The sequence below is a fragment of the Frigoribacterium sp. PhB107 genome (genome assembly GCF_003751515.1).
Taxonomy (GTDB): Bacteria; Actinomycetota; Actinomycetes; order Actinomycetales; family Microbacteriaceae; genus Frigoribacterium.
In genome coordinates this window covers 361,466-384,126 of the sequence record NZ_RJKU01000001.1, presented here as the reverse complement: position 1 = coordinate 384,126, position 22,661 = coordinate 361,466, and the positions used below count along the sequence as shown (strand labels likewise).

The 22,661-nt window shown below is 70.6% G+C and carries 19 protein-coding genes; all 19 read left to right on the top strand.

Annotation, left to right across the window (positions count from 1 at the left end):
• Positions 1-23: 23 nt before the first annotated feature.
• Positions 24-785 (top strand): DeoR/GlpR family DNA-binding transcription regulator, encoded by a 762-nt coding sequence (locus tag EDF18_RS01725; protein WP_123545849.1) that lies wholly within the window; start codon positions 24-26, stop codon positions 783-785.
• Between the two features lie 8 nt (positions 786-793).
• Positions 794-1,804, top strand: a complete 1,011-nt coding sequence (locus EDF18_RS01720; RefSeq protein WP_233568939.1) for a 1-phosphofructokinase family hexose kinase — start codon at positions 794-796, stop codon at positions 1,802-1,804.
• A 22-nt stretch (positions 1,805-1,826) separates the two neighbouring features.
• Positions 1,827-2,993 carry a PTS mannitol transporter subunit IICB gene (locus tag EDF18_RS01715; protein ID WP_146900796.1) on the top strand — a complete coding sequence of 389 codons (1,167 nt, stop codon included), beginning with the start codon at positions 1,827-1,829 and terminating at the stop codon, positions 2,991-2,993.
• Between the two features lie 57 nt (positions 2,994-3,050).
• A complete protein-coding gene (locus EDF18_RS16445) occupies positions 3,051-3,359 on the top strand; it encodes a PTS lactose transporter subunit IIB (protein WP_146900799.1) in 309 nt (102 codons plus the stop codon).
• 2 nt (positions 3,360-3,361) lie between these two features.
• A complete protein-coding gene (locus EDF18_RS01710) occupies positions 3,362-3,826 on the top strand; it encodes a PTS sugar transporter subunit IIA (protein WP_123545845.1) in 465 nt (154 codons plus the stop codon).
• 19 nt (positions 3,827-3,845) lie between these two features.
• A complete protein-coding gene (locus EDF18_RS01705) occupies positions 3,846-4,931 on the top strand; it encodes a zinc-dependent dehydrogenase (protein ID WP_123545844.1) in 1,086 nt (361 codons plus the stop codon).
• 57 nt (positions 4,932-4,988) lie between these two features.
• Positions 4,989-5,258, top strand: a complete 270-nt coding sequence (locus tag EDF18_RS01700) for an HPr family phosphocarrier protein (RefSeq protein ID WP_123545842.1) — start codon at positions 4,989-4,991, stop codon at positions 5,256-5,258.
• Positions 5,259-5,333: 75 nt separating this feature from the next.
• A complete protein-coding gene (locus tag EDF18_RS01695) occupies positions 5,334-7,022 on the top strand; it encodes a DUF885 domain-containing protein (protein WP_123545840.1) in 1,689 nt (562 codons plus the stop codon).
• Positions 7,023-7,169: 147 nt separating this feature from the next.
• Positions 7,170-8,615 (top strand): 30S ribosomal protein S1, encoded by a 1,446-nt coding sequence (gene rpsA / locus EDF18_RS01690; RefSeq protein ID WP_123545838.1) that lies wholly within the window; start codon positions 7,170-7,172, stop codon positions 8,613-8,615.
• A 111-nt stretch (positions 8,616-8,726) separates the two neighbouring features.
• Positions 8,727-9,377, top strand: coding sequence for a dephospho-CoA kinase (gene coaE, locus EDF18_RS01685; protein ID WP_123545836.1), 651 nt, complete (start codon positions 8,727-8,729; stop codon positions 9,375-9,377).
• 10 nt (positions 9,378-9,387) lie between these two features.
• A complete protein-coding gene (uvrB, locus tag EDF18_RS01680; protein WP_123545834.1) occupies positions 9,388-11,454 on the top strand; it encodes an excinuclease ABC subunit UvrB in 2,067 nt (688 codons plus the stop codon).
• The gene (locus tag EDF18_RS01675; RefSeq protein ID WP_123545833.1) at positions 11,444-12,235 is read left to right on the top strand and encodes an SDR family NAD(P)-dependent oxidoreductase; all 792 of its coding nucleotides are present in this window, start codon (positions 11,444-11,446) and stop codon (positions 12,233-12,235) included. The genes uvrB and EDF18_RS01675 overlap by 11 nt, the downstream gene beginning before the upstream one ends.
• 188 nt (positions 12,236-12,423) lie before the next feature.
• Positions 12,424-15,393: an excinuclease ABC subunit UvrA gene (gene uvrA, locus EDF18_RS01670; RefSeq protein ID WP_123545830.1), complete on the top strand. Its 2,970-nt coding sequence runs from the start codon at positions 12,424-12,426 to the stop codon at positions 15,391-15,393.
• The gene (uvrC, locus tag EDF18_RS01665; RefSeq protein ID WP_123545828.1) at positions 15,390-17,384 is read left to right on the top strand and encodes an excinuclease ABC subunit UvrC; all 1,995 of its coding nucleotides are present in this window, start codon (positions 15,390-15,392) and stop codon (positions 17,382-17,384) included. Before uvrA ends, uvrC begins: the two co-directional genes overlap by 4 nt.
• 52 nt (positions 17,385-17,436) lie before the next feature.
• Positions 17,437-18,318 (top strand): RNase adapter RapZ, encoded by an 882-nt coding sequence (gene rapZ, locus EDF18_RS01660; RefSeq protein ID WP_123545826.1) that lies wholly within the window; start codon positions 17,437-17,439, stop codon positions 18,316-18,318.
• A gap of 85 nt (positions 18,319-18,403) precedes the next feature.
• Positions 18,404-19,384, top strand: a complete 981-nt coding sequence (gene whiA / locus EDF18_RS01655; protein WP_123545824.1) for a DNA-binding protein WhiA — start codon at positions 18,404-18,406, stop codon at positions 19,382-19,384.
• Positions 19,385-19,545: 161 nt separating this feature from the next.
• Positions 19,546-20,550, top strand: a complete 1,005-nt coding sequence (gap, locus tag EDF18_RS01650) for a type I glyceraldehyde-3-phosphate dehydrogenase (protein WP_123545822.1) — start codon at positions 19,546-19,548, stop codon at positions 20,548-20,550.
• Positions 20,551-20,644: 94 nt separating this feature from the next.
• Positions 20,645-21,856 (top strand): phosphoglycerate kinase, encoded by a 1,212-nt coding sequence (gene pgk, locus EDF18_RS01645; RefSeq protein WP_123545820.1) that lies wholly within the window; start codon positions 20,645-20,647, stop codon positions 21,854-21,856.
• Positions 21,850-22,638 (top strand): triose-phosphate isomerase, encoded by a 789-nt coding sequence (gene tpiA, locus EDF18_RS01640; RefSeq protein WP_123545818.1) that lies wholly within the window; start codon positions 21,850-21,852, stop codon positions 22,636-22,638. Before pgk ends, tpiA begins: the two co-directional genes overlap by 7 nt.
• Positions 22,639-22,661: the final 23 nt, after the last annotated feature.

Below are 22,661 nucleotides of genomic sequence, written 5' to 3'. Positions count from 1 at the left end.
GACTGACGACGGAGTCTCCGCGCATGTACGCTCCCGAGCGCCACCAGCAGATCCTGGACTCGGCGCGCACGCGCGGCCGAGTCGAGGTCGCCGGTCTGGCCCGCGAGCTGTCCGTGACGCCGGAGACCGTTCGCCGCGACCTGACCGCGCTCGAGCGGCGCGGGGTCCTGCGGCGCGTGCACGGCGGGGCCATCGCCGTCGAGCGCCTCGGCATCGAGCCGCACGTCGCCGACCGCGAGGGCTCGGCCGCCGGCGAGAAGGAGCGGATCGCCCGCGCAGCCCTCGACGAGCTGCCCGACGGCGGGTCGATCATCGTCGACGCCGGCACGACGACCGTCCGGTTCGCCGAGCTGCTGCCCACCGACCGCGAGCTCACCGTCGTGACGCACTCGCTGCCCGTCGCGAACGTGCTCGTCGCCCGGCCCAACGTCACCCTCCACCTCCTGGGCGGAGTCGTCCGCGGCCGCACCCTCGCCGCGGTGGGGGAGTGGACCCGGACGCAGATCGCCGAGGTCTTCGCCGACGTCGCCTTCATGGGCACGAACGGCCTCTCGGCCGAGCGGGGCCTCACCACGCCCGACCTCGCCGAGGCGCGAGTGAAGAAGGCTCTGATGGCGGCCTCCCGCCGCACGGTCATCCTCACCGACCACTCGAAGTTCGGCCGGGAGGACTTCGCCCGCGTGGCTCCGCTCTCCGAGGTCGACACGGTCATCACCGACACGGGCGTCGACGCCGACCTCGCCGACGACGTCGAGCGCTCCGGGCCCCGGGTGGTGATCGTGTGATCGTCACCGTGACCCTCAACCCGAGCCTCGACCGCACCGTCGAGGTCGGTCGTCTCGACCGCGGCGACGTCGTCCGCACGGGCGCGCCGCTCCTCGAGCCGGCGGGCAAGGGCGTCAACGTCGCCCGCGCCCTGACCGCCCACGGGGTGAACAGCGTGGCCGTGCTCCCGGTCGGCGGCCGCGAGGGCGCGGAGCTGAGCGCCCTGCTCGACGCGGCCGGCGTGAGCGCGCGGTACGTGCCCGTCTCGGGCCGCACCCGGTCGAACCTGACCGTCGCCGAGCCCGGCGGCACGGTGACCAAGCTGAACGAGCCCGGTCTCGCGCTGAGCCACGACGACCTGACCGCGATCACGGCCGTCGTCCGGGCGACGGCGGAGGACGCCACCTGGATCGTCGTGTCCGGCAGCCTGCCGCCCGAGATCAGCACGGCGACGTTCGCCCGCTTTGTCGACGACGTGCGCCGGACCGGTGCCAAGCTCGCCGTCGACACGAGCGGCGACGCCCTGTCCGCGGCGGTCGAGGCCCGGCCCGACCTGCTGAAGCCGAACCTCGCCGAGCTCGCCGAGCTCGCCGGCCGCACGCTCGACACGCTCGGCGACGTCGTGGCGGCCGCCGAGGCCGTCCGCGCCTCCGGGGTGGGTACGGTGCTCGTGAGCCTCGGGGCCGAGGGCGCCGTGCTCGTCGGCCCCGACGGCGTCGTAGTCGGCACCTCGCACGTCGCCGTGCCCCGCAGCACGGTCGGCGCGGGCGACAGCTTCCTCGCGGGCTACCTCGCGAGCGAGACCGCAGGAGGCGCCCCCCGTGACGCCCTCCTCGCCGCCCTGACCTGGGGTGCCGCCGCCACGAGGCTGCCCGGCACCACGGTCCCGGCGCCCTCCGACCTCGACGCCTCCGAGGCGTCGCTCCTGGCGCAGCCCGACCTGACGAGCCCGCTCGTCGGGGACGCGGCCGCCGCCTCCTCGATCCCCACCCGACGCACCACGTCCCTGCCCACCACCCTCACCGAGACTCACCACTGAGTACGAAGGAGTACCGCCCCTCATGTCCGAATTCACCCCCACGGTCACCGGAACGGGAGTCCGCGCGCGCGTCCAGCGCTTCGGCGGCTTCCTGGCCGGCATGGTCATGCCGAACATCGGCGCGTTCATCGCCTGGGGCCTCATCACGGCCCTCTTCATCCCCACGGGCTGGACGCCCAACGAGACCGTCGCGTCGCTGGTCGACCCGATCATCCTGTACCTGCTCCCGATCCTGATCGCGTACACCGGTGGCCGCATGGTCCACGGGCAGCGCGGGGCCGTCATCGCCTCGATCGCCGTGATGGGCGTCATCGTGGCGACCGACAAGCCGCAGTTCCTCGGCGCGATGATCGTCGGCCCGCTGGCCGCGCTGCTGCTCAAGCAGTTCGACCGCGCGCTCGACGGCCGCATCAAGTCCGGCTTCGAGATGCTCGTCAACAACTTCTCGCTCGGCATCTTCGGCGGGGCCATGGCGATCGGCGCGTACTTCGGCATCGCGCCGCTCACCTCGGGCCTGACCACGGTCCTCGGCAACGGGGTCGACTTCCTCGTCGAGCGCGGCCTGCTGCCGCTGGCGTCCCTGCTGATCGAGCCGGCGAAGATCCTGTTCCTCAACAACGCCATCAACCAGGGCGTGCTCACGCCCCTCGGGATCGACCAGGCTGCCGAGTCCGGCAAGTCCATCCTGTTCATGCTCGAGTCGAACCCCGGCCCGGGCCTCGGCATCCTGCTCGCCTTCCTCTTCTTCGGACCGCGCGCCATCCGTCCGTCGGCACCGGCTGCGATCATCGTGCAGTTCTTCGGCGGCATCCACGAGATCTACTTCCCGTACGTGCTGATGAAGCCGATCCTCCTCATCGGCGCCGTGCTCGGCGGTGCGACCGGAGTCGGCTTCTTCCTCCTCACGGGCGTCGGCCTGGTCGCGAGCCCCTCGCCCGGCAGCATCATCGCCTACGCCCTCGTCGCCGCCCCCGGCGACTTCCCGGTGATCCTGGTCGGCATCCTGCTGTCCGCCGCGGTCTCGTTCGTGGTCTGCTCGTTCCTCATGGGCTTCGGCCGCAAGGAGAAGCGCGAGGCCGCCGCCGAGGACGACGCCGCCCAGGCGCAGGCACTCGCCGACGCCCAGGCCGCCACGGCCGCAAACAAGGCGACCAGCAAGGGCACGGCCGCGCCCTCAGCGTCCAACTGATTGACTCGGGGGGCCGGCTCCGGCCGGCCCCCCACCCTGAGAAACAAGGAGACTGACATGGCAACCCTCGACGGTTCCTCCATCAAGAAGCTCATCGTCGCGTGCGACGCGGGCATGGGCAGCAGCGTCATGCTGGCCTCGACCCTCAAGAAGCAGCTCAAGAAGAGCGGCGTGACCGTCGAGCACTCGCCCGTCGCCGACATCCCGGCCGACGCCGACGTCGTCGTGACGCAGAACAACCTCGCCGAGCGTGCGCGCGGCGTCGTGCCGAACATCCCCGTCGTCCCGTTCCAGCTGTTCATGGGCGACCCCTCGGTCGCCAAGGTGGTCAAGGCCATCCAGGACGGCACGACGGTCGAGGTCTGACGATGGCGGACCAGCAGGCACCCGAGCTGACGTCGCTCCTCGCGGAGTCGTCGATCCGTCTCGACGAGAAGGCATCGAGCCGCGACGAGGCCATCCGCGCCGCGGGCCAGGCGCTCATCGAGGCCGGGGCGATCGACGAGACCTACGTCGACGCCATGTTCGAGCGCGAGAACTCGGTGTCGACCTACGTCGGCGAGGGCGTCGCGATCCCGCACGGCACGCTCGCCGGAAAGGACTCGGTGAAGAAGGACGCCCTCGTCGTGCTCCGCTTCCCGACCCCGGTCGACTGGGACGGCAACGAGGTCTCGGTCGCCGTCGGCATCGCCGCGGCGGGCAACGGCCACATCGCCATCCTCAGCCAACTCGCCAGCATCCTGATGGACCCTGACTCCGCTGCGGCCCTGCGCGGCGCCACGACGACGTCGGAGGTCTACGAGCTGCTCGCGTCGACCGACGACGACGAGTGACGGGCGGCTCGGACTCCTCGTGAGAGCAGCGAAGTGGTGGGCCCCGGGCGACGTGCGTCTCGACGACGTGGCGACGCCCGGGGTCTCTCGCGGTGAGCTCCTCCTCCGCGTCGACAACTGCTCCGCCTGCGGCACCGACCTGAAGATCCTGCGGTCGGGCCACCCCCACATGACCGGCCCGCAGGTGATGGGCCACGAGGTCGCCGGCACCGTCGTCGAGGTCGGCGACGAGGTCGACGGCTGGGCCGTCGGCGACCGCGTCCAGGTGATCGCGGCCGTGCCGTGCGGCACCTGCGACGTCTGCCGAGCCGGCCGGCCGAGCGTCTGCCCCCGCCAGACGAGCATCGGCTACCAGTACGCCGGCGGCTTCGCCGACTTCATGGTCGTCCCCGCGGCCGTCCTGGCCGTCGACGGCGTCAACCGCGTCCCCGACCACGTCTCGTCCGAGGAGGCGTCGCTCGTCGAGCCCCTCGCCTGTGTCCTCAACGGCCAGGAGCTCGCGCGGGTCGGCGCGGGGGACAGCGTCCTCGTCATCGGCTCGGGACCGATCGGCTGCATGCACGTCCGCCTCGCCCGCGCCCGGGGCGCGCGTCAGGTGATCCTCGTCGACGCGAACGCGGACCGTCTCGCGCGGGCTGCCGCCCTCGTCCGCCCGGACCTCGCCCTCGCGGTGGAGGCGGGAGCGGACGGACGCCAGGTCGTCCTCGACCAGGTCCGCGCCGCCTCCGGCGGTCTGGGGGTCGACGTCGTCATCACGGCCGCGGCGTCACGACCCGCCCAGGAGCAGGCTCTCGCGCTCCTCGCGCCCGGCGGCCGCCTCAGCCTCTTCGGCGGCCTCGCCCGGGACGACTCGCAGATCAGCATCGACTCGAACCTCGTGCACTACCGTGAGCTGACCATCGTGGGCGTGAACGGGTCGAGCCCGGCGCACAACCGCGAGGCGCTGCGGCTCATCGCCTCGGGCGAGGTCGTGGTGGGCGACCTGATCACCCACCGTTTCCCCCTCGACCGCCTGCACCACGCCCTCGAGGCCATCGCGAGCGGCGAGGCCATCAAGGTCACGATCGAGCCCCACCGCGACGATCGACCGACCACCCACGACTGACACGTCCAGGGCCCCGGCCCGCACCCCGACCAGACCGGTCTCGACCAAGGAGAAGAAATGCCAGAACGCACCGTCACCATCGCCTCGAGCGTCGGCCTGCACGCCCGCCCCGCCTCGCTGTTCAGCCAGGCCGCCGGCAAGAGCGGCGCCAAGGTCACGCTGACCTCGCCCGCGGGCAAGACCGTCAACGCCGCCAGCATCCTCGGTGTCCTCTCGCTCGGCATCGGCCACGGCGACGAGGTCGTCCTCGCCACCGACGGCGACAACGCCGACACCGCCCTCGACGAGCTGGCCACGCTGCTCGAGACGGACCTCGACGCCGAGTAGCACCCGTCCGTCCTGCGGGGCGTCGCGTCGACACGGGTCGACGCGACGCCCCGCCGTCGTCGCTAGCCTCGTCCCATGACCGAGCCCACGACGCCTCCCGTCCGCCTGCAGACCCCGATCGACGGCATCGCCGAGCGCTGGGTCGACCAGCTCGTCGACCTCGACCCCACCACCGCGACGTGGATCGGGCGCGAGGGCCGCACGGGCGAGTACGGCGACTACTCGCCAGCGGGCCACGAGCGCCACGTCGAGGCGGTCCGCCGCGTGCTCGCCGAGCTGGACGCCGCGAAGCCCGTCGACGACGTCGACCGCGTCACCCAGGACGACCTGGGGGCCGAGCTCCGTCTCGACCTCGAGTACGCCGAGCAGCGTCTGCAGCTGCGCGACCTCAACGTCATCGCCTCACCGATCCAAGCGATCCGCGAGGTCTACGACCTGATGCCCACCGAGACCGAGGGCGACTGGGCCGACGTCGCCTCGCGCCTCGGCCGGGTCGACCAGGCCCTCGGGCAGCTGGTGGAGACCCTCCGCCAGGGCATCGCCGAGGGCGTCGTGCCCGCGCGGCGCCAGGTCGAGGCCGTGGCCGAGCAGTGCGCCCGGATCGGTTCACCGGACGGCTTCTTCGCCGAGCTCGCCTCGTCGGCGCGGCTGGCGGACGGCACCGCCCCCTCAGCCGGGCTCGCGTCCGACCTCGCGAGGGGCGCCTCCTCGGCGGGTGAGGGCTACCTCGCCGCACGCCGGTTCCTGCTCGACGAGCTGCTGCCCGCGGCCGCCGTCGAGGACGGCGTCGGCCGCGACGCCTACGCCCTGCACTCGAGGCGGTTCCTCGGGGCGACCGTCGACCTCGACGAGACGTACGAGTGGGGCCTCGCCGAGCTCGCCCGCATGACGAGCGAGCAGGAGGCGGTGGCACGCGAGATCGAGCCGGGCGCGGACGTGGCGCGGGCGATCGCCGTCCTCGACGCCGACCCCGCGCGACAGCTCGAGGGCACGGAGGCGCTCCAGCAGTGGATGCAGCGGGTCAGCGACCGCGCCGTGGCCGAGCTCGCCGGCACGCACTTCGACGTGCCGGACCCCGTCCGTCGCCTTGAGTGCCGCATCGCGCCGACGAAGGACGGCGGCATCTACTACACGAGCCCCAGCGACGACTTCTCCCGTCCCGGCCGCATGTGGTGGTCGGTCCCCGAGGGCGTCACGCGCTTCGGCACCTGGCGCGAGACGACGACCGTGTTCCACGAGGGCGTGCCGGGGCACCACCTCCAGCTCGGCCAGGCGGTCTACAACAGCGCCCAGCTGAACACCTGGCGCCGCCAGCTCGCCGGCACGTCGGGGCACGCCGAGGGCTGGGCCCTCTACGCGGAGAGGCTGATGGACGAGCTCGGCTGGCTCTCCGACCCGGGCGACCGCCTCGGGATGCTCGACGGCCAGCGGATGCGCGCCGCCAGGGTGGTGCTCGACGTCGGCGTGCACCTCGGCAAGACGTTCCCCGGCTCGACCGAGCCCTGGAGCCACGAGACCGCGCTGGCGTTCCTGCGCGCCAACGTCGCCATGGACGACGAGTTCGTCCGCTTCGAGGTCGACCGCTACCTCGGCTGGCCGGGCCAGGCCCCGTCGTACAAGGTCGGACAGCGGATCTGGGAGGACCTGCGTGCCGAGCGGGCTCGTCGCGAGGGAGCCGACTTCGACCTCCGCGCGTTCCACCGTGAGGCGCTCCAGCTCGGCGGCGTCGGGCTCGACACGCTGCGGCGCGCGCTGCTCTCCTGATCGTTGCCCGCCGGGGCGACGCGCAGGTAGTATGTACCAGCGCTATCTGCGCCGATCTGTCCGCACGCCGCGGTCGACACCCCCGAGAAGGCCCAGCCCTCTGGACGACCACGGCCCGATACATGCTTTCACTGGAGCACTAACTACATGACAACCGTAACGACCAAGGCACCCAAGCAGGTCGCCATCAACGACATCGGATCCGCTGATGACTTCCTGGCCGCGGTCGAGAAGACCCTGAAGTTCTTCAACGACGGCGACCTCATCGAGGGCACCGTCGTCAAGATCGACCGCGACGAGGTCCTCCTCGACGTCGGCTACAAGACCGAGGGCGTCATCCCCTCGCGCGAGCTGTCGATCAAGCACGACGTCGACCCCACCGAGGTCGTCGAGGTCGGCGACACCGTCGAGGCCCTCGTCCTCCAGAAGGAGGACAAGGAAGGCCGTCTGATCCTGTCCAAGAAGCGCGCTCAGTACGAGCGTGCCTGGGGCGACGTGGAGAAGATCAAGGACGCCGACGGCGTCGTCACCGGAACGGTCATCGAGGTCGTCAAGGGCGGCCTCATCGTCGACATCGGCCTCCGTGGCTTCCTGCCCGCGTCGCTCATCGAGCTGCGCCGCGTCCGCGACCTCACGCCCTACCTGGGCCAGGAGATCGAGGCGAAGATCCTCGAGCTCGACAAGAACCGCAACAACGTGGTCCTGTCGCGCCGTGCGCTCCTCGAGCAGACGCAGTCCGAGAGCCGCACCACGTTCCTCAACAACCTGCACAAGGGCCAGGTCCGCAAGGGCATCGTCTCCTCGATCGTCAACTTCGGCGCGTTCGTCGACCTCGGCGGCGTGGACGGCCTCGTGCACGTCTCCGAGCTCAGCTGGAAGCACATCGAGCACGCCAGCGAGGTCGTCGAGGTCGGTCAGGAAGTCACCGTCGAGATCCTCGAGGTCGACCTCGACCGTGAGCGCGTGTCGCTCTCGCTCAAGGCGACGCAGGAGGACCCGTGGCAGGTCTTCGCCCGCACCCACGCGATCGGACAGGTCGCGCCGGGCAAGGTCACGAAGCTCGTCCCCTTCGGCGCGTTCGTCCGCGTCGCGGACGGCATCGAGGGCCTCGTGCACATCTCCGAGCTGTCGGCGAAGCACGTCGAGCTGGCCGAGCAGGTCGTCGCCGTCGGCGACGAGGTGTTCGTCAAGGTCATCGACATCGACCTCGACCGTCGCCGCATCTCGCTGAGCCTCAAGCAGGCCAACGAGGGCGTGGACCCCGAGGGCACCGAGTTCGACCCGGCGCTCTACGGCATGCTCACCGAGTACGACGACCAGGGCAACTACAAGTACCCCGAGGGCTTCGACCCGGAGACGAACGAGTGGCGCGAGGGCTTCGACTCGCAGCGCGAGAAGTGGGAGCAGGACTACGCTGCCGCCCAGGCTCGCTGGGAGGCGCACAAGAAGCAGGTCGCTGCGTCGCTCACCGAAGAGGCCTCCTTCGAGGCTCCCTCGGGCTCGACCTTCTCGAGCGAGACCGCCGGTGCCGGCACCCTCGCCGACGACGAGTCGCTCGCCGCTCTGCGCGAGAAGCTGTCCAGCAGCAACTAGTCACACCCAGGTCACGGCGTCTCGGCGCCTGACCGACTCGAACGGCGGTCCCCTCCTCGAGGGGGCCGCCGTTCGGCGTTCCCGGGCCGCGGTCCCGGGTAGCCTCGACGCATGTTCGTCTGTGGCCTGACCGGGGGCATCGCCGCCGGCAAGAGCGTCGTGTCCCGCCGTCTCGCCGAGCGGGGCGCGGCCCACATCGACGCCGACCAGCTCGCCCGCGAGGTCGTCGCGCCGGGCACGCCCGGTCTCGAGGCGATCCGGCGGCGCTTCGGAGACCACGTCCTCACGCCGTCGGGCGATCTCGACCGGCCCGCCCTCGGCGCCCTGGTCTTCTCCGACCCGGCGGCCCGTCGCGACCTCGAGGCGATCACCCACCCGGCCGTCCGCGAGCTCTCCCGCCGGCGCATGGAGGAGGCGGTGGCCGACGACCCGACCAGGGTCGTCGTGTACGACGTGCCGCTCCTGGTCGAGACGCGGGGTGCGGGCGAGTTCGACGTGGTGGTCGTCGTCCACGCGCCTCGCGAGGTGCGGTTGACGCGCTTGGTCGAGCTCCGAGGGATGAGCCCTGAGGAGGCGGTCCGCCGCGTCGACGCCCAGGCCGACGACGAGGCCCGCCTCGCCGTCGCCGACCTGGTGGTCGACTCCTCGATCTCGCTGGAGGCGACCCTCGCGAGGGCGGACGAGGTCGCCGAGGTGCTGCGTTCGCTGTCAGCGGCGAAGGCGGCGGGCCCCTCGGGGCCGAGTGTCAGTGGTCGCTCCTAGACTCGGAGACATGGAACCGACCCGCAGTGTCCGCCCCTTCGAAGTAGTCAGCGAGTACGAGCCGAGCGGCGACCAGCCGGCCGCCATCGCCGAGCTCGCGGGGCGCATCAACGCGGGCGAGACCGACGTCGTGCTGCTCGGCGCGACCGGCACCGGCAAGTCCGCGACGACCGCCTGGCTCGTCGAGCAGGTCCAGCGCCCGACCCTCGTCCTGGCCCACAACAAGACCCTCGCGGCCCAGCTGGCCAACGAGTTCCGCGAGATGTTCCCGCACAACGCCGTCGAGTACTTCGTCTCGTACTACGACTACTACCAGCCCGAGGCGTACGTCCCGCAGACCGACACCTTCATCGAGAAGGACAGCTCGATCAACGCCGAGGTCGAGCGGCTGCGGCACTCCACGACCAACTCGCTGCTCAGCCGTCGCGACGTCATCGTCGTCTCGACTGTGTCCTGCATCTACGGCCTCGGCACGCCCGAGGGCTACATGCAGGCGATGATCGCCCTGCAGGTCGGCATGAAGATCGACCGCGAGACACTGATCCGGCGCTTCGTCTCGATGCAGTACCAGCGCAACGACATCGACTTCTCCCGGGGCAACTTCCGGGTGCGCGGCGACACCATCGAGATCATCCCGATGTACGAAGAGCTGGCCATCCGCATCGAGATGTTCGGCGACGAGATCGAGGCCCTCTACGCTCTCCACCCCCTCACGGGCGACGTCGTCCGCACCATGGACGCGGTGTCGGTGTTCCCCGGCTCGCACTACGTCGCGGGCACCGACGTGATGCACCGCGCCATCGGCACCATCAAAGAGGAACTCGCCACCCGCCTCGACGAGCTCGACAAGCAGGGCAAGCTGCTCGAGTCCCAGCGCCTCCGCATGCGAACGACCTTCGATCTCGAGATGATGGAGCAGATCGGGTTCTGCAACGGCATCGAGAACTACTCGGCGCACATCGACGGCCGGGGTCCGGGCGAGGCCCCGCACTGCCTCCTCGACTACTTCGCCGACGACTTCCTCGTCGTCATCGACGAGTCCCACGTGACGGTCCCGCAGATCGGCGCGATGTACGAGGGCGACGCCTCCCGCAAGCGCACGCTCGTCGACCACGGCTTCCGACTGCCGAGTGCCCTCGACAACCGCCCGCTCAAGTTCGAGGAGTTCCTCGGCAGGGTGGGGCAGAAGGTCTACCTGTCGGCGACCCCGGGCAAGTACGAGCTCGGCATCACCGACAGCGTGGTCGAGCAGATCATCCGTCCCACGGGGCTCGTCGACCCCCAGATCGTGGTCAAGCCCTCGGAGGGCCAGATCGACGACCTGCTCGACGAGATCCGGGTCCGCGTCGAGAAGGACGAGCGCGTGCTCGTCACGACGCTCACGAAGAAGATGGCCGAAGAGCTGACCGACTTCCTCACTGAGGCCGGCGTCCGGGTCCGGTACCTGCACTCCGACGTCGACACCCTGAGACGGGTGGAGCTGCTGACGGAGCTGCGTCAGGGCGTCTACGACGTCCTCGTCGGCATCAACCTCCTCCGCGAGGGCCTCGACCTGCCCGAGGTGTCGCTGGTCGCCATCCTCGACGCCGACAAGGAGGGGTTCCTGCGGTCGTCGACGTCGCTCATCCAGACCATCGGACGTGCGGCGCGAAACGTCTCCGGCGAGGTGCACATGTACGCCGACGTCATGACCGACTCGATGCGCAACGCCCTCGAAGAGACAGACCGACGGCGCGAGAAGCAGGTCGCCTACAACCTCGAGCGCGGGATCGACCCGCAACCGCTCCGCAAGAAGATCGCCGACATCACCGAGGTCCTGGCTCGCGAGGGCGCGGACACGGCCGAGCTGCTGGCCGGCCGCCAGGGCGGCAAGCGCGCCCCGACCCCCAACCTTCGTCGAGAGGGCAAGGCGGCGAACGCCGCCAACGGACTCGAGTCGATCATCGCCGACCTCAACGACCAGATGCTCCAGGCCGCCGCCGAGCTCAAGTTCGAGCTCGCCGGTCGCCTGCGTGACGAGGTCGCCGACCTCAAGCGCGACCTTCGACAGATGGAGGCGGCCGGCCATGCCCGCTGATCGTCGCCTCCGCGTCGTCGTCACCGGGGCGACCGCGGGGCTGGGCTACTTCGCGGCCGAGCGCCTCGCCGCCCTGGGTCACCAGGTCGTGTTGGCGGCCCGGAGCCCGGAGCGGGCCGTCCGTGCGGCCGACACAGTGCGAGACCGGGTCCCCGGCGCCGACGTCTCGACCGTCGACCTCGACCTCGCCGACTTGTCCTCGGTGCAGTCCGGCGTGGACGCGCTCACGGCCGCCGGGGGCGTGGACGCCCTGCTCGCGAACGCGGGGGTCGTCGGCTCTCGCCGGCGTCAGACGACGGCCGACGGGTTCGAGCTGCAGTTCGGCACGAACCACCTCGGGCACTTCGCGTTGGTCTCGCACCTGCTGCCGGCGCTCTCCGAGTCTCCTCGCGGCCGCGTCGTCCACCTCGGCAGCATCAGCCACCGCTTCGTCCGCCTCGACCTCGACGACCCGATGATGGTCTCGAGCTACTCGGGGGCCGTCGCCTACGCGCGATCGAAGCTCGCGGTCATGACCTTCGGGCTCGAGCTCGACCGGCGCCTCCGGGCCGCCGGCTCGTCGGTGTCGAGCGTGATCGCCCACCCGGGCCTCTCGTTCGAGTCGCTCAGCGACCCGCGGCCGCCCGTCGTCGAGCCTCGTCGGCCCCCTGCGGTCGTCACCTCCGCCATGCACGCGTTCTCCCAGGGCAAGGAGGCCGGGGCCGAGCCGCTCGTCCACGCGACCGTCGACCCCGGCGTGCAGGGCGGGGAATACTGGGCCCCTCCGGGTGGTTCCAGCTGACCGGCGCGCCCGCTGTCGTCCCCACGAAGAAGCACGCACGAGACCCGGCCGCGGCAGAACGGCTCTGGGCCGTCTCGGCCGAGCTCACCCACACAGACCCCGTCCTCTAGCGCGCGGACGCTTCTCCTGCTGCCGTCACCCGGCCGATCTCCCCGTCGGCCGGCCTCGATGTCAGGGGCTTCCGTAGAATGGTAAGAGTGTCAATCTCACCCGTAGAAGGTTCCTCCGTGCTCAGCGTGCGGGGTGCCCGAGTCCACAACCTCGACAACGTCGACCTCGAGATCCCCCGCGACTCGATGGTCGTGTTCACCGGCCTCTCCGGGTCGGGCAAGTCGTCCCTCGCGTTCGACACGATCTTCGCCGAGGGCCAACGGCGCTACGTCGAGTCGCTCTCCGCCTACGCGCGCCAGTTCCTCGGGCAGGTCGACCGCCCCGACGTCGACTTCATCGAGGGCCTCAGCCCGGCCGTGTCGATCGACCAGAAGTCGACGAACCGCAACCCACGGTCCACGGTCGGCACGATCACTGAGATCTACGACTACATGCGCCTGCTCTGGGCCCGCATCGGCATCGCGCACTGCGCCGTGTGCGGCGAGGTGATCAGCCGCCAGACCGTGCAGCAGATCGCCGACCAGCTGATGACGCTCGAGACCGGCACGCGCTTCCAGGTGCTCAGCCCCGTCGTCTCGCAGAAGAAGGGCGAGTTCGTCGACCTCTTCGCCGAGCTCGCCTCGAGCGGGTACTCCCGGGCGATCGTCGACGGCGAGCAGGTGCAGCTGAGCTCGCCTCCCAAGCTCAAGAAGCAGGTCAAGCACGACATCTCGGTCGTCGTCGACCGACTCGTCGCCTCCGACGAGGGGCTCACGCGACTGACCGACTCGCTCGAGACCGCCCTGCGCCTCACCGACGGCCTCGTCACCGTCGACTTCGTCGACACGGACGCCGGCGCAGCGGGCAAGTACCGAACGTTCTCCGAGAAGCTCTCGTGCCCGAACGGCCACCCGGTGCAGCTCACCGAGATCGAGCCCCGCACCTTCTCGTTCAACGCCCCCTTCGGCGCCTGCCCCGAGTGCTCCGGCCTCGGGACGCGAATGTCGGTCGACACCGACCTCGTGCTCGGCGACCCCGACCTGAGCCTGGCCGAGGGCGTCATCCTGCCCTGGACCAACTCGGGCAAGGGCCTCTACAACTACTTCCAGAAGCTGCTCGAGGGGCTCGCGGCCGACCTCGACTTCAGCCTCAAGACCCCGTGGCGCGAGCTGCCGGCCCGCATCCAGCAGGCCGTCCTGCAGGGCAACGACTTCGAGGTCACCGTCAAGTGGAAGAACCGCTTCGGCCGTGAGATGAAGTACTCGACCGGGTTCGAGGGCGTGATGCCCTACATCGAGCGCAAGTACGCCGAGGCCGAGACTGACACACAGCGCCAGCGCTACTCCGAGTACCTCCGCGAGATCCCGTGCTCCGTCTGCGGCGGCAAGCGGTTGAAGCCCGAGGTGCTCGCGGTCACGGTCGCCGAGCAGAGCATCGCGGACGTCGCCGAGCTCAGCCTCACCGACGCGTTCGCGTTCGTGAACGGGCTCACGCTGACGACCCGCGAGGCGCGCATCGCCGCACAGGTGCTCCGCGAGATCCGCGTGCGCCTCGAGTTCCTGCTCGAGGTGGGGCTCACCTACCTGTCCCTCGGCCGTGCCGCGGGGTCGCTCTCGGGCGGCGAGGCACAGCGCATCCGGCTGGCGACCCAGATCGGCTCGGGCCTGACGGGCGTGCTCTACGTGCTGGACGAGCCCAGCATCGGCCTTCACCAGCGCGACAACCGACGGCTGATCGACACCCTCGTCAAGCTCCGCGACCTCGGCAACACGCTCATCGTCGTCGAGCACGACGAGGACACGATCAAGACCGCCGACTGGGTCGTCGACATCGGACCGGGCGCCGGCGTCAACGGCGGCAAGGTCGTGCACTCGGGCAGCTACGAAGACCTGCTGACCAACACCGAGTCCTACACCGGCGACTACCTCGCCGGCCGCCGCTCGATCGCCACGCCGACCACGCGTCGCCCCGTCGACCGCGACCGCGTGGTCTCCGTCGTCGGCGCGAAGGCCAACAACCTGCGCGACGTCACCGTCGACTTCCCGCTCGGCGTCTTCGTCGCGGTGACCGGCGTGAGCGGCTCGGGCAAGTCCTCCCTGGTCAACGACATCCTCTACAAGGTGATGGCCAACAAGCTGAACGGTGCTCGCCAGATCCCGGGGCGCCACCTGCGGGTCACCGGTCTCGAGCACCTCGACAAGGTGGTGCACGTCGACCAGGCGCCGATCGGTCGGACGCCGCGCTCGAACCCCGCGACCTACACCGGCGTCTTCGACCGGATCCGCAACCTGTTCGCCGAGACCGTCGACGCGAAGGCCCGCGGCTACCTGCCGGGCCGGTTCAGCTTCAACGTCAAGGGCGGTCGCTGCGAGAACTGCGCGGGCGACGGCACGATCAAGATCGAGATGAACTTCCTGCCCGACGTCTACGTCGCCTGCGAGGTCTGCGGGGGCGCGCGCTACAACCGCGACACCCTCGCGGTCCAGTACAAGGGCAAGAACATCTCCGAGGTGCTCGACATGCCGATCAGCGAGGCGGCCGACTTCTTCGAGCCCATCTCGGCGATCTCGCGCTTCATGAAGACGCTGGTCGACGTCGGCCTCGGCTACGTGCGCCTCGGCCAGAGCGCGACCACCCTGAGCGGCGGCGAGGCGCAGCGGGTCAAGCTGGCGACCGAGCTGCAGAAGCGCTCGAACGGGCGCAGCATCTACGTGCTCGACGAGCCCACCACGGGCCTGCACTTCGAGGACGTCCGCAAGCTGCTGCTCGTGCTCGACGGCCTCGTCGACAAAGGCAACACCGTGATCACGATCGAGCACAACCTCGACGTGATCAAGTCGGCCGACTGGCTGATCGACATGGGCCCCGAGGGCGGAGCCGGGGGAGGCACCGTCCTCGCCACGGGCACGCCCGAGCACCTCGCCACCGTGCCGGAGAGCCACACCGGCGTGTTCCTCGCGGAGATCCTCGAGTCAGGTCACGCCGCGCCCGGCCCGGCCGCGGCCAAGAAGAAGAAGGTCGCGACGACGACGGGCAGCCGACGTCGGGAGGCAGTCGAGGCTCGATGAGCAACACGGTCTCCTGGCGGCCGCCAGCGCGTGAGATCCCGACCGACCCCGGGGTCTACCGCTGGCGGGACGAGCGCGGGCGTGTCCTCTACGTCGGCAAGGCGAAGAGCCTCCGTGCCCGGCTGAGCAACTACTTCGCGCCGTTGCCGACCCTGCACGAGCGCACGCGGCGGATGGTCCTCACGGCCCGCAGCGTCGAGTGGACGGTCGTCGGCAGCGACATCGAGGCGCTCCAGCTCGAGTACACCTGGATCAAGGAGTTCGACCCGCCCTTCAACGTCAAGTTCCGGGACGACAAGACGTACCCGTTCATGGCGGTGACCCTCGGCGACGAGGCCCCCCGGGTCATGGTCACGCGCAACCCGCGCATCAAGGGCGCGAAGTACTTCGGGCCCTACCCGAAGATCTGGGCCGTGCACGACACGATCGACCAGATGATCAAGGTCTTCCCGATCCGCACCTGCTCCGACAGCAGCTACAAGAAGGCGATGGAGACCGGCAAGCCGTGCTTCCCGGGCCAGATCGGTCGCTGCGGCGGGCCCTGCTCGCACAAGGTCTCGATCGAAGAGCACCGCGCGATCGTCGACGAGTTCGTCAAGTTCATGGGCAGCTACGACAAGAAGGTCATCGCCGACAAGCAGAAGGCGATGAAGACGGCCGCCCTCGAGCAGCGCTACGAGGAGGCGGCCCGCTACCGCGACCAGGTGCAGGCCCTCGAGGCGGTGCTCGACAAGTCGGCGGTCGTGCTGCGCGACTCCGTCGACCTCGACCTCTACGCCCTCGTCGAGGACGAGCTGGCGGCCGCCGTGCAGCTCTTCACCGTCCGCGGCGGCCGCATCCGCGGCTCCCGGGGCTGGGTCGTCGACAAGGAGATCGACATCACCTCAGGCGAGCTCGTCGAGCAGGTGCTGCAGGGCCGGTACACCGCCGGGTCCGAGGTGCCGCGCGAGATCGTCGTGACGACGGTGCCCGACGACAACGACGCCCTGGAGGCCGTCCTCAGCGAGATCCGGGGGAGAGGCAAGGTGCAGGTCCGCACCGCACAGCGAGGCGAGAAGGCTGCGCTCATGCAGACGGCCACGCTCAACGCGCAGCAGTCCCTGATGCTCTACAAGACCCGTCGCAGCGCCGACTTCGCGACGCGGTCCACCGCCCTGGCCGACATCCAGGAGGCGCTGGGCATGACCGAGGCGCCACTCCGGATGGAGTGCTACGACGTCTCGCACCTGTCCGGCACCAACATCGTCGCCTCGATGGTCGTCTTCGAGGACGGCCTGCCTCGCAAGGACCAGTACCGGCGCTTCAACATCCCGCAGTCGACCGACGACACGGAGTCGATCTACCAGACGCTCAGCAGGCGGCTCTCGCGCCTCGACGACGAACTCGCCCCGGTGGCCGAGGTCGGCGAGGAGCGCAAGCGCTTCGCCTACCGGCCGAACCTGCTGATCGTCGACGGGGGCCAGCCCCAGGTCGCCGCCGCCCGGCGGGCGCTCGACGACGCCGGGGTCACCGACATCGCGCTCTGCGGCATCGCCAAGCGGCTCGAGGAGATCTGGCTGCCCGACGACGACTTCCCCGTCATCCTGCCGCGCAACTCCGACGCGCTCTTCCTGATCCAGCGGATCCGCGACGAGGCCCACCGGTTCGCGATCACGCACCAGCGACAGCGTCGCAAGCGCGACATCACGACCCAGCTGGCCGAGATCCCCGGCCTCGGGCCGTCGCGCGTCGCTCGCCTGCTGAAGCACTTCGGCTCGGTGAAGAGGCTCAAGCAGGCCACGCCGGACGAGATCTCGTCGATCCGGGGCATCGGCCCGACGCTCGCCGCAGCCGTCGTCGGTCAGCTCGGGTCCGCGGAGGCCGGAGACGTCGAGCCCGACGCCGTCACCTCGGCCGACACCGACACCGACACCGACACCGATGCCTCGGTCGATGCCGAGGCGGCGGTCGAGACCACGAACGAGGCCGACGACGCCCGCGCTCCCGCCTAGACTCGACCCGCCCGTCCCGCACCGACCCGCCACCAGCGAAGGCCCCGCCACCATGAGCGACGCACACGAGCAGCAAGAGGTCATGATCGTCACCGGGATGTCCGGTGCCGGCCGGTCGACGGTCGGCAACGCCCTCGAGGATCTGGGCTGGTACGTGGTCGACAACCTGCCCGCCCAGATGCTGCGGCCCCTCCTCGACCTCGCCGAGCGCGCCGGCGACTCGCTGCCGAAGATCGCCGCGGTGGTCGACGTCCGAGGCGGTCGCCTCTTCTCCGAGGCGCAGGAGGCGGTGCGCACGCTCCGCGAGAGCATGCCGAGCAAGGTCCGCGTCCTGTTCCTCGACGCCACCGACGCCGCCCTCGTGCGCCGGTTCGAGCAGGTCCGTCGGCCGCACCCGCTCCAGGGGGACGGCACCCTGCTCGACGGCATCGTCGCCGAGCGCTCCCGGATGGAGGAGCTGCGCGAGACGAGCGACGTCATCATCGACACCTCCGAGCTGAACATCCACCAGCTCGCGACGACCATCACCGAGAAGTTCGCCGAGTCCGAGCGGGCCGGGGTGCAGGTCACGGTGCTGAGCTTCGGCTTCAAGTACGGGCTGCCCGCGGACGCCGACATGGTGGGCGACGCCCGGTTCCTGCCGAACCCGTTCTGGGTCCCCGAGCTCCGCTCGCAGACGGGCCTGGACGAGCCCGTGACGAGCTACGTGATGGCCCAGAGCGGGGCCCGCGACTTCGTCCGGGCCTTCGGCGCCGCCTGCGAGCCCGTCCTCGCCGGCTACCAGCGCGAGAACAAGAGACACGCTACGATCGCCATCGGCTGCACGGGCGGGAAGCACCGATCCGTCACCCTGGTCGGCGAGCTGGCGGCGCATCTGCGCGGGCTCCCCGGGGTGGCCGTCGCCGTGAAGCACCGCGACCTGGGCCGGGAGTGACCCGGCGGTCGCACGGGCGCGCCCTCCGGCTGCGCGGGGCCGTGCCCCGCACGCCCGACAACGACTGATGAAAGAGGAACGACCAGTGGCACAGACCGCCGACGTCAAAGAAGAACTCGCCCGCGTCGAGGTGAGCAGGACGACGGTCCGGGCCGCCGAGGTCGCGACCATCCTGCGTTTCGCCGGCGGGCTGCACGTCATCTCGGGCCGCATCGCCGTCGAGGCCGAGCTCGACAGCCCGGTGATCGCCCGCCGTGTCCGCAAGGACCTGGCCGAGCTCTACGGCGCGCGCAGCGACGTGTCCGTCGTGTCCGCGTCGGGGACGCGACGCACCGCCCAGTACCTCGTGCGCGTCCACGAGGCCGGCGAGACCCTGGCCCGCCAGACGGGTCTGATGGACGCCCGCCGCCGTCCGGTCCGCGGGCTGCCGAACCGTCTCACGACCGGGTCCCGCGACGACCTGGCGGCCATCTGGCGCGGTGCTTTCCTGGCCCAGGGCTCGTTGACCGACCCCGGCCGGTCCGCCTCGCTCGAGGTCGTCTGCCCCGGCAACGAGTCGGCCATGGCGCTCGTCGGCGCGGCCGGGCGGCTCGGCATCGCGGCCAAGGCCCGTGAGGTCCGCGGCGTCCACCGGGTGCTGGTCCGTGAGGGCGAGGCGATCAGCGCGATGTTGACGGTCATGGGCGCCCTCAAGAGCGTCAGCGAATGGGAGGAGATGCGCCAGCGCCGTGAGGTCCGGGCGACGGCCAACCGGCTCGTGAACTTCGACGACGCGAACCTGCGACGCAGCGCCCAGGCCGCCGTCGCCGCGTGCGCCCGGGTCGAGCGTGCCATGGAGCTGCTCGGCGAGGACATCCCCGACCACCTCAAGTACGCCGGCGACCTCCGCCTGGCACACCGTGACGCGAGCCTCGACGAGCTCGGCCACCACGCCGACCCGCCCATGACGAAGGACGCCGTCGCCGGGCGGATCCGCCGCCTCCTGGCCATGGCCGACAAGAAGGCGTCCGACCTCGGCCTGCCCGGGACCGAGGCCAGCCTGCCGTCCGACCTCGACCTCGACTGACGCCTCCGACGCAGGCGGCGCTGCCGGGGTCACGGAGGCGGTCGACTGGTACTGTCGTAGACGGACGCGAAGCCCGGTCGCCCCGGCCGGATCGTGAGCCACGGGCCTGGTCGCCCGCCCCCTCCACGCGTCCCCGCGACGCCTGATCAACAGGAGTTCCCTTGACCGTCAAGATCGGCATCAACGGCTTCGGTCGCATCGGCCGCAACTACTTCCGCGCGGCGCTCGCCAAGGGCACCGACATCGAGATCGTCGCCGTCAACGACCTGACCGACAACGCCGCCCTCGCGCACCTGCTCAAGTTCGACTCCATCACGGGCCGTCTCGATGCCACGGTCGAGCTCGACGGCGACTCGATCGTCGTCGACGGCAAGCCGATCAAGGTCCTCGCCGAGCGCGACCCCGCCAACCTGCCCTGGGGCGAGCTGGGCGTCGACATCGTCGTCGAGTCCACCGGCTTCTTCACGAAGGCGGAGGACGCGCAGAAGCACATCGACGCCGGCGCGAAGAAGGTCCTGATCTCGGCGCCCGCCACCGGCGACGACGCGACGATCGTCCTCGGCGTCAACGAGGGCATCTACGACCCCGCCAACCACCACATCATCTCGAACGCGTCGTGCACCACGAACAGCCTCGCGCCCCTGATGAAGGTCTTCCTCGACAACTTCGGGGTCGAGCGCGGCCTCATGACGACGGTGCACGCCTACACGGCCGACCAGAACCTGCAGGACGGCCCCCACAAGGACCCGCGTCGTGCCCGCGCCGCCGCGATCAACATCGTCCCCACCTCGACCGGTGCGGCCAAGGCCATCGGCCTCGTCATCCCCGAGCTGTCGGGCAAGCTCGACGGCTACGCGCTGCGCGTCCCGGTGCCGACCGGCTCGATCACCGACGTCACGCTGCAGACCAGCACCCCCGTCACGGTCGAGCAGATCAACGCGGCCTACAAGGCCGCGGCCGAGGGCGACCTCAAGGGCATCCTCCTCTACTCGGAGGACCCGCTCGTCTCGTCCGACATCACGACCGACCCGCACTCGTCGATCTACGACTCGGGCCTCACGAAGGTCATCGGCAACATGGTCAAGATCACGTCCTGGTACGACAACGAGTGGGGCTACTCGAACCGTCTCGTCGACCTGACGAAGTACGTCGCCGACCGCCTGTAGGCGTCCGCACCACGATCGACCCGGGAGGCGGTCAGGCCCTCGGCCTGGCCGCCTCCTCGTCTCTCCACCGACCCCCTCCACAGAATCGAGTTCCATGACCCTCCGAACCCTCGAGTCGCTCGGCTCGACGTCGGGAAAGCGCGTGATCGTCCGCTGCGACCTGAACGTCCCGCTGAAGGACGGCGCCATCACCGACGACGGCCGCGTCCGTGCATCCGTCGGCACCCTGCAGGCGCTCGTGGCCGACGGCGCCCGCGTCGTCGTCATCTCGCACCTCGGCCGCCCCGACGGCCGGCCCGTCGACGAGTTCAGCCTGCGCCCCGTGGCGGCCCGCCTCGGCGAGCTGCTCGACGCCGACGTCTCGTTCGTTCCCTCCACCGTCGGCAGCGAGGCCGAGGAGGCGGTGGCCGGCCTGGCCGACGGCCAGGTGGTCGTCCTCGAGAACCTCCGGTTCAGCCCGGCGGAGACCTCGAAGGACGCCGACGAGCGTCGCGCCTTCGCCGAGCAGCTCGCGGCGCACGGCGACCTGTTCGTCTCGGACGGCTTCGGCGTCGTGCACCGCGAGCAGGCCAGCGTCTACGAGCTGCCGCAGCTCCTCCCGAGCGCGGCCGGCACGCTCATCGAGACCGAGCTCTCCGTCCTGGAGAAGCTCACCGAGACGCCCGAGCGCCCCTACACGGTGGTGCTCGGCGGCTCGAAGGTGTCCGACAAGCTCGGCGTCATCGAGCACCTCCTGCCCCGCGTCGACTCGCTCCTGGTCGGCGGCGGCATGCTCTTCACGTTCCTCGCCGCACAGGGCCACGCCGTAGGCGGCAGCCTCCTCGAGAAGGACCAGCTCGACCGGGTGAGGGGCTACCTCGCCGACGCCGACGAGCGCGGCGTGCAGATCGTCCTGCCCACCGACGTCGTCGTCGCCTCGGCCTTCTCGGCCGACGCCGAGCACGCGGTCGTCCCTGCGGACGGCATCGAGACCTCCGAGCTCGGGGACGGGGCGATCGGCCTCGACATCGGACCGGACACGGCGACCCGCTTCGCGGAGATCGTCGCCGCCTCCAAGACCGTGTTCTGGAACGGGCCCATGGGCGTGTTCGAGTTCGACGCCTTCGCCCACGGCACGAAGACGGTCGCCGAGGCGCTCACGCGCGTCGACGGCCTGGGCGTCGTCGGGGGAGGGGACTCGGCCGCGGCCGTCCGTGCCCTCGGCTTCGACGACGACCAGTTCGGCCACATCTCCACCGGTGGTGGAGCCAGCCTCGAGTTCCTCGAGGGCAAACGACTCCCCGGACTGGAGGTCCTCGGATGGTGACCACGCGCACGCCCCTCATCGCCGGCAACTGGAAGATGAACCTCGACCACCTGCAGGCCATCGCCTTCGTGCAGAAGCTCGCCTGGAGCCTGAAGGACGCGAAGCACGACCACTCCTCCGTCGAGGCAGCCGTCTTCCCGCCCTTCACCGACCTGCGCAGCGTGCAGACCCTGCTCGACGCGGACGGCCTCTCGCTCGTCCTCGGCGCACAGGACCTGTCGGCGCACGACAGCGGTGCCTACACCGGCGAGGTCTCCGGCGCCTCCCTGGCGAAGCTCGACGTGCACTACGTCCTCGTGGGCCACTCCGAGCGCCGCACTCTGCACGCCGAGGACGACACGGTCGTCGCGACCAAGGTCGCGGCCGCGCAGCGGAACGGGCTCGTCCCCGTGATCTGCGTCGGCGAGACCGCGGACGACCTCGAGACGCACGGGCCGAGCGCCGTCCCGGTCGCGCAGCTCCGCGCCTCCCTGGCCGGGGTCCCGGCCACGGCCGAGATCGTCGTCGCCTACGAGCCCGTCTGGGCGATCGGCTCGGGCAAGGCGGCGACCGCCGACCAGGCCGAGCAGGTCTGCGCAGCCCTCCGTCAGGCCCTCGTCGAGCTCGTCGGGGCCGATCGCGCCGCGGCGACCCGCATCCTCTACGGTGGCTCGGTCAAGTCGACGAACATCGCGTCGTTCCTGCGCGAGCCGAACGTCGACGGTGCGCTCGTCGGCGGTGCGAGCCTCGACGTGGACGAGTTCGCCCGCATCGTGCGCTTCGAGTCCCACGTCGGCGTCTGACGTCGACCGACAGACGGGTCCCT

Excerpts from the sequence above, each read along its gene's own strand:
- rpsA (WP_123545838.1), top strand. The coding sequence starts at position 7,170 with ATGACAACCGTAACGACCAAGGCACCCAAGCAGGTCGCCATCAACGAC.
- EDF18_RS01700 (WP_123545842.1), top strand. The coding sequence starts at position 4,989 with ATGCCAGAACGCACCGTCACCATCGCCTCGAGCGTCGGCCTGCACGCC.
- uvrC (WP_123545828.1), top strand. The coding sequence starts at position 15,390 with ATGAGCAACACGGTCTCCTGGCGGCCGCCAGCGCGTGAGATCCCGACC.
- uvrA (WP_123545830.1), top strand. The coding sequence starts at position 12,424 with ATGGTAAGAGTGTCAATCTCACCCGTAGAAGGTTCCTCCGTGCTCAGC.
- uvrB (WP_123545834.1), top strand. The coding sequence starts at position 9,388 with ATGGAACCGACCCGCAGTGTCCGCCCCTTCGAAGTAGTCAGCGAGTAC.
- pgk (WP_123545820.1), top strand. The coding sequence starts at position 20,645 with ATGACCCTCCGAACCCTCGAGTCGCTCGGCTCGACGTCGGGAAAGCGC.
- EDF18_RS01710 (WP_123545845.1), top strand. The coding sequence starts at position 3,362 with ATGGCGGACCAGCAGGCACCCGAGCTGACGTCGCTCCTCGCGGAGTCG.
- EDF18_RS01715 (WP_146900796.1), top strand. The coding sequence starts at position 1,827 with ATGTCCGAATTCACCCCCACGGTCACCGGAACGGGAGTCCGCGCGCGC.
- EDF18_RS01725 (WP_123545849.1), top strand. The coding sequence starts at position 24 with ATGTACGCTCCCGAGCGCCACCAGCAGATCCTGGACTCGGCGCGCACG.
- tpiA (WP_123545818.1), top strand. The coding sequence starts at position 21,850 with ATGGTGACCACGCGCACGCCCCTCATCGCCGGCAACTGGAAGATGAAC.
- EDF18_RS16445 (WP_146900799.1), top strand. The coding sequence starts at position 3,051 with ATGGCAACCCTCGACGGTTCCTCCATCAAGAAGCTCATCGTCGCGTGC.
- EDF18_RS01675 (WP_123545833.1), top strand. The coding sequence starts at position 11,444 with ATGCCCGCTGATCGTCGCCTCCGCGTCGTCGTCACCGGGGCGACCGCG.
- EDF18_RS01695 (WP_123545840.1), top strand. The coding sequence starts at position 5,334 with ATGACCGAGCCCACGACGCCTCCCGTCCGCCTGCAGACCCCGATCGAC.
- rapZ (WP_123545826.1), top strand. The coding sequence starts at position 17,437 with ATGAGCGACGCACACGAGCAGCAAGAGGTCATGATCGTCACCGGGATG.
- coaE (WP_123545836.1), top strand. The coding sequence starts at position 8,727 with ATGTTCGTCTGTGGCCTGACCGGGGGCATCGCCGCCGGCAAGAGCGTC.